Here is a 15,455-nt window from a genome sequence, read left to right on the forward strand (position 1 = left end):
CCATCAACATCCGAGAAGGTGCCCGCAGGAACCGTGAAGGAGAACGCCGTGTCCTCGTCCGAGGACTGGTCCGCCAGGGCCGCATCCACCACCGGCGCATCGTTGGTGCCGGTGATCGTGATCGTCACCGATTTCGATTGCGTTGCAGTTCCCGTAGCGGACTTGTCATCGGCCTCGAGCGAATAGGTAACCTCCAGGGTTTCATCTTCGGAGAGGAAGTCGAAAGAGGACGCGCCTGCACTGCCGGACGTGAACTGCCAGGTGAAATCAGACCCGGCACCATCCGCGGACAAGGTCGCGGAGTTCCCAAACCCGGAGGACGCAGCGGAGCCGGCTGCAACCTGCATCATGGCCTGAAGCTGTGCGTCGCTCAGTGGCGAGGTGCCGCTAAAGCTGCCTCCGGACAACTGGGCGCCCGCAACGGAAATCACGACGTCATCGGTGGTGTCTTCGTCGGAAACGGACAGCGTACCCGATGCTCTCAATGTTGCATCGAGCGCTCCGTCGGGTGCCTCGTTCAGGGCAGCCGTGTCTTCCATGCCGCCGCCGAGGGCACCGGCAATGACCGGCCGGTCATTCGTACCCACGATATTCACAGTGATGTTCTGGGTGACCGAACCACCGTCGCCGTCACTGATGGTTATCTCGTAGCTCTGGGGGCTCGTGCTCAGCGCTTGTCCCTCGGCAAGCGAATTCAGAGTGCTGTCATTGATCTGAAAACGAACCCCGACCGATCCGTCCGCGACGGTCCCGCCGGAGGGGATGAAGAAAATAGTCCCCTGGTACCCGGATCCCTGCGGGTTGAAACCGAAGGACGGGGTATTGTCGCTGTCGACGTCGGAGAACGCGATTGTGTCGGAGACATCAATCAGAGCACCTTCGTTGCCCTCGCCCTGCTCCTTGGCCGTAAGCTCGATCGTGCCGCTGCCCACGACGACCGGATCGTCGTTCTCGCCGGCGATGTTGATCGCGAGCGTCGTCGTGACGGATGCGCCTTGCGGATCCGTGGCGCGCAGCACAGTGTTGATGATTGGATCTTCGGACAGTTGCAGGGCATTGATGCCGGCGTCATTCGGCTCGAAGCTGTATCCCCCCACGGTCTGCACTGTCAGCGTGCCCAACGTCACGCCATTCGCCGGTTCCGACGTTGAGACGGCCCCCGTCCCGCCATTGGCATCCCGGTCCCAGTAATAGGTCAGCGTGGTTTCGCCGTCCTGGGGTGTTTCGCCGTCGATGGTGTATTCAATCGCTACGGCATGCCCAGTATCGCGGTCCGTCGCGGACAGTGTCCCCCCCTGAGCTCCGAAATCGTTAGAGGCAGCCGTATCCGTGAACGACAGGTCGCCCACCGGCGCCAAGTCCGGCGTGTCATTGGCCGGATCGATGGTGACGGTCAGCGTTGCGGTGTCGCTGCCGCCCAGGCCATCCGAGACCTCGACCGAGAAGTCCTCGTCGATATTGGAGCCTTCGGGCTGAGCGTTCACCGCCGCAGCGTTCACGGCATAGGTGTAGTTGCCGTCGACATAGACACGCAGCGTTCCATAGGTTCCGTTAAGCTCGGAGTAATCTGCCCCGTCATTGCCTGTCACAACACCGCTGCCGATGACGGCATAGCTGGCGATGCTCGAGGCGTCATCATCGGTGGATGTCAGGGTACCCGTCAGCGGCGTGTCAAGCGCATCGTCGGCGGCCGTGTCGCTGACAGTACCGATGTTCAGATCCTCGACGACAGGATCGTCATTGGTCCCGCGAACCGTGAAGGTTACGGAGCCGCTGTCAGAGTCGGATTCCGTGTCCGTAACGGAGAAATTCACTACGACGTGGATCTCGTCATCTTCGTCCAAGGGCTGGTATGCCTCGACAGAGCCATCGAAGGTGAAGCTGCCATCACCCGGCACATAGGTGATGCCTGCGTCGGCCAGCGTGGCCACGACGCCGTCGATCGTCGCCGAAACGAAGCTGAGCGAAGACGGGTCGATATTGCCGTCCACATCCGTCGCGAAGGTACTCAGCGGTATCTCCGTCGGGCCGGACGACGTGCCGGACACGACCGTTCCGGTGAAGCCTTCGTCCTCGTCCACGGTCGGGAAGGTGCCCGCAGGGACAGTGTTCGCAACCGGCGCATCATTCACCGGATTGACGGTGATCGTGACGGTATCAATGTCGGTCAGGTTGCCGCCGGAGCCGGAATTCCCGCCATCGTTGCTCGTCATTGTCAGCGTGACATCGCCATTGACATCCGCGGCCGGGGTGAAAATCGGCTGAGTGATCGGGGACGCGAGGAAGGCGTTGATATCCGCCACGGTCCCGCTGAGTTGGATGGCTCCCGTGCTGCTGTTGCTGACGGAAACCCCTGTAGTGCTCAACGCAGCCAGAGTGCCGGAGTCCACGGACAATTCCACTGTGATCGTACCCGAGGCGGCATCAACGTCGGAGACCGACAGCCCGGTCAGGGGCAGGCTGGTATCCTCGTCCGTCTCGTAGGACGGGGCGAGCGTGTTTTCCGGCTCGTCGTTCACCGCAGACACGTTGACTGTGACGGTACCTGTGCCGGAAAGGTCGTTCACCATCTGGCCATCGGTCGCCACGTAGGTGAAGCTCGCGTTGCCGTTGAAATTCTCGTCCGGCGTGAAGGTCACAGAACCGTCGCCGTTCAGGACGGCGGTACCGCCCGAGACAGCCGTGACCGACTGAATTTCTAAGCTGTCGCCATTGCCATCCGTATCGTTACCGAGAAGGTCGGCCGCGAGGAAGGTGACCGGCGTATCCTCTGTCGCGATTACGGTGTCATCGACGGCCACCGGCGCCTCGTTGACGATGATGTCGATGTGGTTTGCCAGAATGGGCGTGCCGGCGTCGGGATCATCCGCCGTGACCGACACACGATATGTGCCGGGCGCTTCGGGGTTGAAGCCCGTGAGGCCGAGGAAATTCATCGCGAAGTTCCAGCTAACCGTGAAGGTCTCGGAGGCAAGGAACGCGTCGCCGGACCCCGGATTGTCCAGGTTCAAGGCCGCGGCGAATTGTGCCGATGTGAATTCGACAGGCGTGAAGGAGGAACCGCCGATCTCTTCGAGGCGGAAGGTAAAGTCGCTGTCGCCGATCGTTCCACCCGAGCCATCGGTATTGGCCGCGATGGAGATCTGGAAGTTCCAGCGCGCATAGTTGTCGTCGGCATTTCCGGTCGTAACGTCACCCTGCGGTGTGCCATCAGCTGACCCGTCTGGCACGACGTAGGTCTGGCCATTCGGGTCCTGATCAAGGTCGATGTAGCGCTCGCCGGTGAGCCTCAACGGCGCGTTGAGACCTATTTCGAGGCCCGGAGCATCGACGCCATCGGTCGCAACCGCCCAACCGTCGACAGGAATGCCGTCGCCGATGATCCAGTCGCCTTCGACCTGGTCGGTCACACTGGCGTCCAGAGTTGCGTTGCCGGCAATCATATCCGGATCGGCCGTCGCGTTGAGATGGAAGGTTTGCGTTTGGCCCGCGATTTCACCGCTATTACCGTCCACCACGCTGTAGGTCAGCGTGATCGTCCCGTTGAAATCGGCGACAGGGGTCACCGTAAACCCGCCCATGCCATCGGCGACAACGGTCGCGCCATTGTCCGCGGCAATCGTTCCAACCGAAAGCGTTCCGCCTTCGGCGTCGGTGAACCCGGACAGCAGGTCCGCTTCGGACACAGTATAGGCGGTGTCTTCGGTTCCGTCCGCCAGGGCGACATCCGGCGCCCCGCGCGGGTTGTCGTTGACCGCCGTTACGTCGATGGTCAGCGTGCCTGTGTCGGTGGCACTGGCATCGTCAGTCACGGTGACGGCGAAACTGATCGTCGTGTCGGCCGAAAGCGCCTCGACAGCCGCATCATCCGCGACGAACTTATAATCGCCGGTGGTTTCGTTGAGGTACAACGTTCCCAAAGCGTGTGCGACGCTATGGTCATAGCCCAGTTCGCTGCTGTCTGCGACCTGCGCATCGACGCTGAACGTCGCGGTCGACATGTCGTCGATATCGGTCGCCGCGAAACTGCCAGTTACGTCCGCATAGGTATCGTCCGCCGATGTGTCCGCGATGGTACCATTCGCAATGGCCCCCAGCACCGGCGCGTCATTCGCTCCCTCCAGCGTGATCGTCAACGTCTGGGTGTCAGAGGCAGCGTGCGCGTCGGTCACGACCACGTCGAAGTTGATGTCCTGAGACGCCGTCAGCGCATTCACCGCCGCTGCATTCGCCACGAACTTGTACACGCCGGACGTCTCGTTGAGGTAGAGCGTCCCGAAGGCGTTGGAGACCTGTTGGTCAAAGCCGGCTTCGGCGCTCGCCACCTGACCGGTGATCGAGTAGATTGCGCTGCTTCCATTGTCCACGTCGCTGGAAATCGCCGTTCCCGTCACGTCGGCAAATGTGTCAGGTGCGGCCGTGTCGGTCAGGGTCACCCCGGGCAGCGCCGCAAGAACAGGCGCATCGTTCGTGCCGGTGATAGAGAAGGTGATATCCTGGGTCACTGTCCCCGAATTGTTGTCGGCAACGGTGACGGTGTAGGTGATCTCCAACGTCTCGCCGCCGGCCAGGAAGTCGAAATCACCATCCGTGATCTGAAAGGACCAGTTTGCGGTGTTGTCCACGGTCGAAGTGTCATTGGCCAGGCCCGCGGAGTCGGTATCGAAGGTCAGCGCCGTCGGCGTCCCGGTATAGGCGGCTTCCAGATGGGCGCTCGCGTCGGTCGCTCCGATCACCGCGGTCGAGAAGACCGCCGTCACCGCATGGGTGTCGGCACCATCCGCCCCGCTGGCGGGAAGGTCCGAAATGTCGACGTCATCGAAGGTGATCGTACCCGTCAACTGCTGGGTCGCCGCGGAGTCAGATTCCACGGTGCCTCCGTCCTCCACAAGGATAGAATCACCGGTCGTGGCAGTGATGATTGGTGCGTCGTTGGTGCCCTGGATCGTGATCTCGATCGGGCGTTCGATCGTTAGATCCCCGTCCGTGATGGACACCTTATAGAGCTGCACGAAGGAATCCGTGGCCGACAGGTTGTCCAGCACGCCATCGTTGACCGTGAAGGTGTAGAAGACCGTGCCGTCGGCGCCACCGGCCGGCGCGATGAAGCCAGCCGAAATACCCCCGACGTAGTCCCCCAAGGCGGTGTCACCCGAAATCGGCGTGACTGTCACTGACAGGTTGGCCGTGTCGATGTCGTTCACGTCCACATCGCTGAACTCGATGGTGTCGCCGACGCTGATGGCATTGGTGGCTTCACCACTCGCGTTGTCGTCCAGTTCGACGACACCTGTCGTCAGGCCGTCGCCTTCGGTGATGTAGGGAGCGTCGTTGACACCATCGACGCGGATGGTTGTGGTCAGGTCGTCGACATCCGGCGTCGTACCGTCCGGCGAAGTCGTCGTCACTTGGTACGAGATCTGGACATCGATCCATTCGCCGTCATCCAGTGCGTCGAACACGGCCGCGTTGCGGTTGAAGGAGACCGCGCCCGCTGCGCCAGCCGCACCTGAAAGGTCAAACGCATCCATCACATCCGTCGCGCTGAAGCCGTTCAGCGTCGAGCCGGCCTGAACCGACACCGAGGTCGCTCCAGTGATCGCCCGGGTGTCGTTCTGGTCCTCGTCCTGAAGGTTGGTCACCCAGATTTCGCTTGCTGTATCCGTCCCGTCGCCAAGAAGGTTGACCGTAACCAGACTCGGATTGGCAGAACCGACAAGGACCGAGTCCACCACTTCGATCGAGTCGCCCTCGTCGAAATGGTTCAGGGCGTCAGCCGTGACCACCGGCGCCTCGTTAGTGCCGGTAATGGTGATCCTCACCTCCTGCGAGACGGATTCCGAGTCTTCATCAACACCGGAGCCGTCGAAACCGCCCCCGTCATTCGTGGAGATATCATAAACAACCGTCAGAGTTTCCCCCGCGCCCAGGAAATCGGCCAGGGTATCGTCGAGCGAGAAACTCCAGTCGATCTGGCGCGCGTCGGACCCGTTGATCTGGGCCGTCAGGGCGGACATCAGAGCGGTTTCCAGATCTGTAGGCAGTGGCGAAACCTGGGACGCGGTGCCGCTGTTGTCGGCGCCATTCAGATCCGTCCAGTTTGCCGAACTGTAGCTGGCGGTGACGGCATGCGTGTCCTGCGTGTCGGTATCCGCGATGCTCAGCGTGCCTGCCGTGCTCAGGGTAGCGGCACTCGATTCCACGATGGTCTCGGCAATGGAATCACCCGACTCGACTTCGATCGTGGGCCGGTCATTGGTGCCGGTCACGGTCACCACAACCGCCTGATCGACGGTGCCACCCTCGCCGTCATCGATCGAGACGGTGAAGGTTTCGGTCACCTGCTGACCGGCGGACAGGTACTGCACCGCGCTGTTGGCCACCTCGTAGGTCCAGCCGAAGGAACCCGCGCTGGTGTTCGCATCTTGCGTGATGGTGCCCGCCGTCAGCGTGCCACCCAGTGTGTTGCCGGCGCCGGCAGTCACGGTTGTGCCGTGGGTGTCGGTCAGATCGACATCTTCAAAGGTGATCGTACCGTTATCCGTCAGCGTGGGGTCCGCGTCCTCCTCGGTCACGATGCCGGCGCCATCGGTGCTGCCGGCGGTGATCGTCGGCGCATCATTGGTGCCGCTGATCGTGACGGTGACGGTTTCCTCGGCAAAGCCGTCATTGTTGTCCGAAACACGCAATGTGTAGGTCTGCGTCAACTGCTCGTCCGCCGCGAGGTAATCAATAACGCCGTCCGAAACCTCGAAGCTCCAGCGCACCGTACCGCGCTGATCAGTCGTAGCCGTGTCCACGACAACCGCAGTCAAACTACCGAGATACCCTGTTCCGTCCTCAGTTACGGTCACGCTGTGCGTGTCAGTCAGATCAACGTCCTCGAATGGGATCACTCCGACTGCGGAAAGTGTTTCGGTTCCCTCTCCTGCCGCGTTGTCATCCAGTTCGGTCACTGCACCTTCGACCTTGCCGAGGGTGACCGAGTCGATTGCAAGACCTCCCGGAATAGTGATGTCGGTGAACCAGCCATACCGGTTTCCACCGACGACTACGCCAATGGTGTCAGCGGGGTCTGAAAGTGTTTCTGTGAATAGCACTGTACCGTCGTCTGCAATCACATTCAGGTCGACAGCCAGCACTCCACCGTCCTCGCGGAAAACGTGCTGAAGCGTATACCACCCACTTTGGGTGATCTCGGTGTTGTTTCCGGTCTCAAGATCTTCGCGCGGCGCGGAATTGCTATTGTTACTGACCCCGATCAGCAATTTGCCGCTCGAAGTATCCTGAGTCACGTGGAAGATGAAATCACGCTCGTGGCTGCCGTCCGCGCCATTGGCCGCAACGGAGTAGCCGAAACCACTGCCGGCGGCCCAGGACGTATCCAGATAGACCTTGACCTCAGTTGACAACCCGTCGGTGAAGGTATCGCGGTAGCCGTCGAACCGTGTGAACGGACCGCTTCCACCAGCCTCGTCAACCAACGCGAACCAAAGGCCATCGGGGGCAGAGATTCCATTCGTTCCATTGGCAACGCGCGTGACGATGCCGTATGCTCCTCCGTCGAAGATGCCGTCGGTATCGGTTTCGAATCCCTGTTCGAAGATACCGAGAGTCGGGGCGTCGTTTGCGCCGGTAATCGTTACGGTCACGTCATGGGTGTCGGTTGCGCTCTCTCCATCAGTGACTTGTACCTTGAAGGTCTCGGTGACGACCTGACCTTCATGGAGCGACTGCACCTCATCCGACAGGTTGTTGAGTATAAATTCCCATTCGCCGGACTGGTTGACGCTAAAGTCGCCATACACGCTCTCGACGGGGCTTGTACCACCGCCCGACTGGCCGGACTCCGCTACCAGGCTCCAGGTCAAGGCGGTGCCCGACGCACCGTCCTCGTCGTCGACGTCATCGGCCGCCAGCATGCCGCCCACGGTGGGAGTGCCCGCGGCAGGGCCGTTGCTTTCGTCCACGCCAGCCTCGATGACGGAACCTTCGTCGGTGCCGGCAGTGATGACCGGATTGTCGTTCGCGCCTGTGATGTTGACGGTCAGGGTCGATGAAGCCTCGTTGCCCGCGCCGCCACCATTGTTGGCGATCGTGTAGCTGAAGACCTCGGTTGCCTCATCGTTTGCGTCCAGCGCCTGTGTCTTTTCAAGGGTATTGTCGAGCACGTAGCGGTATGACCCGTCAGCCGACAGGTGCAGGTTCCCGAACATGCCCGCGACCACGGTTTCGCCCGCAGCGGCAATGGCGGTTGCGGAATTGCCGCTGAGATTGGCCGAAACCACCGACAGGCCGGCAGCCTCGCCCGTGTCGATATCCGTCCAGTTGCCCCCTACCGACAGGTCACCGGAGACCTCATCAATCCCGGTGTCGGCATTGTCGATGCCCCCGGCCTCGACCACGCCCGAGACGGTGGACGCCGTAGTGATGGTGGGCGCATCGTTGCTGCCGGTCACGGTGACGGTGACGTCCTGTTCGGTGAATCCGCCGAGGCCGTCGGCCACACGCACCGTGAAGACATCTGTCACCGACGCGCCTTCGGTCAGCATATCGGTGTCCTGATCGGCATCGTTCAGCGAATAGGTCCACTGGCCGGCCGAGTCGAGCGACAGGGAGCCATAGGTCCCGGTCGCCTCGGCCGCAGCGCCGTTTGCGACCTCGTGGGTGATGCCTGCGCCGTTGACAGCGGTGATCGACCAGATCTGCTCATCATCGGCCGTACTGGGCGCATCGGAATCGGCATCCGGCGCGACGAAGCTGCCCGATGCGGTTGCATCTCCGGTCTCGGTCGCGCCCTGCTCGGTAACGGTATTGTCGATCGGCGCGCCTGTATCGACCGCAATGACAGGGGCGTCATTTTCGCCGGTGATCGAGATCGTCAGCTGGGCACTTGCCTCGTTGCCATCACCGCCCCCGCGGTTCGCGATCGTGTAGTCGAAAACCTCGGTCACAGTTTCGCCGTCAAAAAGCGCCTGGGATTCGGTGCGATCGTTATCGAGCTCATAGCGGTAGAAGCCATCCGCTGACAGGTAGAGCGTCCCGTACTGACCTGCGACAGCGGTCTCGCCCGTGCCGGCAATGGACGTCGTAGTGCCGCCGCTCAGTTCTGCGGATACCACTTCCAAGTCGGTCGTCTCGCCCGCGTCGGAATCGGACCAGTTGCTCCCGTCCGACAAATTGCCTGTGGCCTCGTCCGTACCCACAGTGGGGGCATTGGCGGGACCGACGCCTGCCTCGACCAGTATCGTGTCCTCGACGGTGTTCGCGACGATGTCCGGCACGTCATTCGTCCCGTTCACGGTGATCGTCACCACCTGGGTCGCGAAAGCATCCCCCGCCCCCGAGGAGTCCGTCGCCGTCAGGGTGTAGTTGAGGAGAAGGGTTTCTCCCGCACCGAGGAAGTCGAATGGGGTTGACCCCGCCGTTCCGGCAGTGAACTCCCAAGTGAATTCCGAGCCGGCCGGCACGTCTGCATCCATGTCGCCGGTCGCGCTACTGGGCGTTCCTCCGCTACCGTCGCCTGCGACGACGCTCATCATAGCAAGCAAGATGGTATTGTCCGGCGCGGTTCCGGAATAGGCGCTCGCCCCGTCGACCGTGACTGAGGTGACACCCACCGAGACCGTGTCCGAGGTGTCCGTGTCCGACACCGTCAACGTGCCAGTGGCGGCCAGCGCCTGGTTGCCGCCGTCATCAGCGGCCTCGGTCACGCTGTCGGAAATCGCAGCACCCGATATGACCGGCGCATCGTTCGTGCCCTCGATCGTTACCACGACACGCTCTGTTAGCACGCCCCCATTGCCGTCGCTGATCGTAACATCGTATTCCTGAACGATAGTTTCTCCCACGGCCAACGCATCTATCGTCGCAATCTGCGACGCCTGCGCCGAGGCTGGCAGCGGCGAGCCGACCGACCAGTTCCAGCCAATGGTCCCCTGCCCGTCGCCCGTAAGCGGGTTGTCCAAGCCAGCGAGGAAAAGGCCAAGGAATGGCGCAGGTGAAGAGGTGCCGTCTATGGTGCGTGTCGCGGAGATGTTCGTGACGCTGACCGAATGGGTGTCGGACAGATCGTCGTCCGTCACGCCATAGCTGCCCGAAACACCAAAGGGCAGGGCGTTCTCGCCCGCGCCATCCGCGCGCTCTGAGATTGTGTCAGCCAGCAGACCCGCCCCGAACTGCGGTGCATCATTGAGATCGGCGAGCGTCAGCTCGATGACGGATGTGGTCTGGTTGCCGGCATCGTCCGTGCCGATCACGCCGATGTTTATCGTGGGGTTTTCTTCCGCGTCGAAATACCCTCGCGCGGCGGGATCATCCTTGATCTCGAGCCTGTAGTCACCGGACACGTCTGCAGAAATCTGCACGTGTTCATAGACTCCGCCCGAACCGTCCAGCACATAGGTCGTGCCGTCAGTTCCCGACAGCGACGCAAGTTCGACAGGGGTGCCGGTCGGGGCAACGTCCTGATCGGGAATTTCGTCGATCGTTTTCGTTTCAGATTCCGATGCCGGCGCAATAGTATCGATTTCGGTCTGCGTGGACACAAATTGCGAACCGGCCATGGGGTTTCCCGCGTCATCCTGCGCGCCGGAGACTTCTACCACGATATCGCTTAATTCGACCTCGTCACCGGCGATCGTGTAACGAACCTTGTACTCGAGAACCTCCGCTCCACCCGTGATCCAGCCCAGCCCGGCGTTTGAGGTATCTGGCGCAGTCAGCACAAGCTCCGCACCACCGGACAGTGTGATCAAGGGGAAAACCGAGGGATCCATTGCGACGGAAAAAGTCAGCGTCAGTTCGACGGTTTGCCCGAGCTCTGCCTCGGTGATTAGGTTTTTATCGAAAGCTGCGAGAGTGACGGTTGGCATGGAACGTGCCTCATTGAACAAGATGCAAAAGATTGCCCGAGCGGCTTCACACCACGCGGGAAGGTTCATTTCGTGTCAGGATTAAAGAGCCCAAGCTCTATTTGGGTGGAGCTACGCACCCAAAACAAATCGGATAGACCGAAGCAAAAAAAGAATGAGTCATTGGCCCCTCAAAGTCTCCTCGATAGACGATTTTCTGGCCAAGCGAACGTAGAAGGAGATACTTCTACTCGGCTTTGCCCCCCACGCCGCAACTCAAAAAAAGTCGCAGCCCGAAAATCGCTCTCACTTGAAGACAAGTTCGCGCAAAGCCATAGTTCGGTCAAGAATTTTCACGAAGTTTATACAATTCGCCCACAAACTCGGGCCGGGATGCCGGGGCCGAAACATCAAAACAGCCTAAAATCTCACAAAATCATATACTTAAGAAGCGGTTGGCCACGATAAATGCAAACCACATTGGAATTGCGTCGGGCGGCCTCGCACTAATAGGTTGCTAAATTCAAATTAAATCCACCATTGATTGAACTTGAATTTGAAACGGCATTGATGCTGTGACCGCTCCCCAAAGGCATCTTGTGTGCCAAGGTGCGTCATAAACGATCCACGAGGAGAACGGTCATGTCGGAGATTACCATGATCGGGCTCAATCTTGCGAAGAATGTTATCAGGCTGTAAGGGACGGATGGCCGGTGCTTTGGCGGGGGCAGGTACTGTAGGTTTTGGTAGGGCTTCCGCGCTATACAGTGGGGATAGAGATGTATGGCGGTGCGCATTTCTGGGGCCGGGAGATAAGCAAGCTGGACCCCATATGCCCAGAAGCTGACAGGTTGGCTGGTGAAGGAGTAGCGCAAGACGCGCAAGGACCGGTGCACCGCCAAACAGATGCAAGCTGATCTGGTTCAGCTTGGCTATGACGGCCCTTGTGAGCGTGTCGCAGCTTTTGTGCGCACCTGGACAGGAAACCGGCAGCGCGCGCACCAGAACGCCGACCACGGGGCATTTGTGCCGTTGGTATTCCAGCCGGGTTAAGCATTCCAGTTCGACTGGGCGAGGACTGTGCTCCAGTCGGCGGCGAGCGCCTCAAGTTGCAGATGGCGACGACTGCGCCGACCATATTACCCAGATCCGTCGTGCACCATGATTGAAGCTGCGCCACCCGATAGGGGGAGGCCGGTCAGAACGTCTCAAGCAGCCATTCTGTATATCTGTTGAAACGTATCACGACACCACTTAACGCAAACCAGTCCCGGGCCGAGAAAGACGAGTCAGCGTTTTTTTTGTTACCGCTGCTCCGCCGAGCTGTGTCGCAGTTTGTGGGGCAATTTCGTGAGGCATCGCATCAAAAAACCTAAAAAATCCAATTTTCTTAATCTTTTAGGCTTGACGATGGTGCCCCCACACGGACTCGAACCGCGGACCTACTGATTACAAATCAGTTTCCTGAGCCATTTCAAGCCTCTGATTTAGTGACAAATTGAGAAAATCGTGCCTATAAATCCTTGTATTATATGGACGTAAGCGACATGTTAACTGACACATGACGACACGCTACGCCACTGGACCCCATTCCAGTAAGTGACAAATCCGGTGACAAATCGCGGCGCAGGCATCAAGAGGATATGACCGTGGGCAAACTGACAGATGGTAAGAGCGGCACGATTGCCAAGGCTGAGGCACCAGCCAAGGGGCAGCGCTTCGTCTGGGACGATCACCGGGACGCGCCGCGCGGCTTCGCGCTGAGGATCACGGCGGCAGGCGGCAAGGCTTTCGTACTGCAATACACGGTGGAAGGCAGGCAGCGCCGCAAGACGATTGGCGACTGGCCAACATGGACGCTCGAATCCGCGCGGGCCGAAGCGCGGGATCTGGCGCAGCGAATAGACCGGGGCGACGATCCCCTTGAGGCCAAGAGACGCCGCAAGGCAGAGCCGACAATGGCCGATCTGGCCGGGGAATGGCTGGACAAACAGACCGGACTGAAAAGCATCGGCACAATTCGCGGACTGGTGAACAACGATATCGTGCCGACGCTGGGCGACTTGAAGGTGACGGACGTGCGCCGCCGCGACGTGATCGACATGGTAGAGGCCAAGGCCGAAAGAGCACCGCGCAGCGCGGCACAGCTTCTGATCTACGCGCGCAAGATCCTTTCTTATGCCGCAGACCGCGAAATCATACCGGTGAACCCGGTGGCCGATCTGAAACCCACCTCCATCACCGTGAAAGGTCAACGCAACCCGCTCAAGGCCAACCCGCGCGCCCGCGTCCTGGATCACGACGAGATCCGCGCCTTCTGGACGAAGGCAGATACAAGCGACCTGCACCGCCTGACCGCTTTGTGCCTCAAACTGGTGCTGGTCACGGGGCAGAGGCCAGGAGAGGTTGCCGGTATGCACCAGGATGAAATCTCGGGCCGCTGGTGGACTATTCCTGCGGAACGGCGCGGCAAGACGGACAGCGCGCAAGAGGTCTATTTGAGTGATACCGCGTTGGAGATCATCGCGGACGCCAAGGCCGAGTTGGAACGCCTGCACAAGCGCCGCAAAGAGCCTTGGAGCGGCTTCATCTTCGAGGCAAGACCCGGCGCGCCGATCACCAACGCCGCGCTTGCACGGGCAGTCTTGCGCGCGGGTGAGACCCTCGGAGACAGAGGGGAAACGGACGGTCGCGGGCGGTGGCGTCCACATGATCTGAGGCGCACGATGCGCACGGAATTGAGCGCTTGCAAGGTAAGACCAGACATTGCCGAGATCGTCACCGGCCATGTGATTCCCGGCATTCGTGGAGTGTATGATCGTCACGACTTTAAGAATGAACGGCAGGCCGCGCTAGAGGCGTGGGACGCCCGCTTGTCGCGGATCGTGACCGGGCAAGACCCGGACGCGCCGCAGGCCGAGAATGTGGTGATGTTGGAGGTCAACACATGAGCGGACAGACCAAGAGAGACACGGATACTCCACCCGGATTAAGTGCTGCCGAATTCGCTTTGCTTTGCCGCAAGGTCCGCGAAAGCGCAAATTTGACTGACAAGGCGATGCGCCGGTCCGCCATGATGAAAACTGTCGGAGTCTATCTTCAAGCCGAGCCTCAACGCGTTGCGCGCGAGAAAATCCAAGATCAAGACGAGTTTCTTAAGCGCATCGTGGAGTTTCAGACCCGTTGGCTGCAAGGCGTAGCATCAGACCCGAAGAGACCATCAGAAACGGACTTACAACAACTCGAAAGCCTGTTGAACCAAGCTAGAGCCGAACCCGTGGCACACGAAGCAGTACAGAGGCTTCTACGCGAGCTTATCCAAGCTGGAAAAAAGCCTGAAATACTGCTCGATTTCGTCGCTGACGATTGGGCTGGGCTGGTAAGCACTTCTTCGAAGACGCGGCGGCAGAAACCGCACGACTGGCACCGTCAGGAACAGATTGCGGCGAGCGTCTGCGCTCTTGTTTTGGCTGGAACCAGCCAAAACGAAGCAATCCGAGTTGTGGCCGAGGCAGCTCAAGCGGCAGGGATCGTCTGGACCAAGACCTATGCCACCGAGGCTGTGACTTTCGAGAATGTTCGAGGGGCATGGCGAGCATCGGCAAGGTTCCGACGCCTCTCAAAGGACGGTGGGATTAGCCCCCCAAAATAGCGACCTAATCAAGCCAAATTCTTCGCCTCTCGCCCATATGTGACATTCGACCTCACTAAACCCGCATCGGGCGACAGTGTGAGGACACAGAATGACAAGCCTCACTTGTCCGCCACAAGTTTTAAGTGAGGCTTTGGATGAACCTGAAAGACCTGATCCCGGAAACCGAATACGCCGCCGCGCGTGGCGTTTCCCTTCGCACAGTGCAGCGCGAACGTGCGCAGCGCATCGGCCCACCCTACATTCCACTGGGCCGCAAGATCTTCTACCGCCCCGACGCAATCAAGGAGTGGTTGCTGGCACAGGAACAGGCGCAACCCCGCGCAAAGCGGGGGCGCGCGTGATGGACTGGCAGAAGAACGTGGTGCGCCGCACGATGGAAGGCGCAGGCGAGTATCCTAGCGTACAGCTTCAGTTTCTCCTGCAGCGTCTTGAGCAGTATCCGCAGGCGGTTCCAGCAATCGCAGACGCGATCCGCGACATGGGCCAGTGGTATTTGGAACATGCCGACGCCCTGGAAGCCGAGACGGCAGCGCGCCAAGCGCAAGCCACGCTGGTCGAAATCGCAAAACACAAAAAGTAACCCGCCCGCGGGGAGGCGCGGACGGGCTATCAGTCTAATCGAGTGGGCAATTCGATTTTCTGAATATAACCCGCCGCGCCTTCTTGGGCAACCATGAGGCACTTATGGCAAAGAACAATCGCAAGGCCCGCCGCGCGTGGGCCGCAGCCCGCAAGAAGCACATCAAGCGCGGCTGCATCACCATCCTAGAATATCTCCACGACCACGACTGCGGAATCTATTCCGCAGAGCGTATCTGCACCTGCAATCCCGACCGCGTACTGAAAGACGATAAGGGCCGCGTGCTGGCGCGCATCGAGGGGGCCGGTTTCTACGATCCGCTCGAACTGGCGGAGGGCGCATAATGACCCGCCTGCAAATCCTCTAC

General features: G+C 60.2%; 6 protein-coding genes and 1 pseudogene. 6 read left to right on the forward strand and 1 reads right to left on the reverse strand.

What is annotated here, in order from left to right; genetic code table 11:
- Window positions 1-10,874, reverse strand: a 10,874-nt coding sequence (locus ACFORG_RS07250; protein WP_386734741.1) for a VCBS domain-containing protein, incomplete at its 3' end; no start/stop codon positions are given.
- An 807-nt stretch (window positions 10,875-11,681) separates the two neighbouring features.
- Here ACFORG_RS07250 and ACFORG_RS07255 point away from each other — a divergent pair.
- The 6 genes and pseudogenes from ACFORG_RS07255 to ACFORG_RS07280 form a co-directional block, all read left to right on the forward strand.
- Window positions 11,682-11,974 (forward strand): annotated as a pseudogene (locus ACFORG_RS07255) (IS21 family transposase); the annotation flags it as partial.
- 528 nt (window positions 11,975-12,502) lie between these two features.
- Window positions 12,503-13,804 carry a tyrosine-type recombinase/integrase gene (locus ACFORG_RS07260; protein WP_386734742.1) on the forward strand — a complete coding sequence of 434 codons (1,302 nt, stop codon included), beginning with the start codon at window positions 12,503-12,505 and terminating at the stop codon, window positions 13,802-13,804.
- A complete protein-coding gene (locus ACFORG_RS07265) occupies window positions 13,801-14,505 on the forward strand; it encodes a hypothetical protein (protein WP_386734743.1) in 705 nt (234 codons plus the stop codon). The genes ACFORG_RS07260 and ACFORG_RS07265 overlap by 4 nt, the downstream gene beginning before the upstream one ends.
- 137 nt (window positions 14,506-14,642) lie before the next feature.
- Window positions 14,643-14,849, forward strand: a complete 207-nt coding sequence (locus ACFORG_RS07270) for a transcriptional regulator (protein ID WP_386734744.1) — start codon at window positions 14,643-14,645, stop codon at window positions 14,847-14,849.
- Window positions 14,849-15,088 (forward strand): hypothetical protein, encoded by a 240-nt coding sequence (locus ACFORG_RS07275; RefSeq protein WP_386734745.1) that lies wholly within the window; start codon window positions 14,849-14,851, stop codon window positions 15,086-15,088. The genes ACFORG_RS07270 and ACFORG_RS07275 overlap by 1 nt, the downstream gene beginning before the upstream one ends.
- 104 nt (window positions 15,089-15,192) lie before the next feature.
- Complete coding sequence (locus ACFORG_RS07280; RefSeq protein ID WP_386734746.1) at window positions 15,193-15,432, forward strand: hypothetical protein; 240 nt, start codon at window positions 15,193-15,195, stop codon at window positions 15,430-15,432.
- Window positions 15,433-15,455 lie beyond the last annotated feature (23 nt).

It is taken from the genome of Lutimaribacter marinistellae (genome assembly GCF_042648365.1).
Lineage (GTDB): Bacteria > Pseudomonadota > Alphaproteobacteria > Rhodobacterales > Rhodobacteraceae > Lutimaribacter_A > Lutimaribacter_A marinistellae.

Excerpts from the sequence above, each read along its gene's own strand:
- ACFORG_RS07265 (WP_386734743.1), top strand. The coding sequence starts at position 13,801 with ATGAGCGGACAGACCAAGAGAGACACGGATACTCCACCCGGATTAAGT.
- ACFORG_RS07270 (WP_386734744.1), top strand. The coding sequence starts at position 14,643 with ATGAACCTGAAAGACCTGATCCCGGAAACCGAATACGCCGCCGCGCGT.
- ACFORG_RS07275 (WP_386734745.1), top strand. The coding sequence starts at position 14,849 with ATGGACTGGCAGAAGAACGTGGTGCGCCGCACGATGGAAGGCGCAGGC.
- ACFORG_RS07280 (WP_386734746.1), top strand. The coding sequence starts at position 15,193 with ATGGCAAAGAACAATCGCAAGGCCCGCCGCGCGTGGGCCGCAGCCCGC.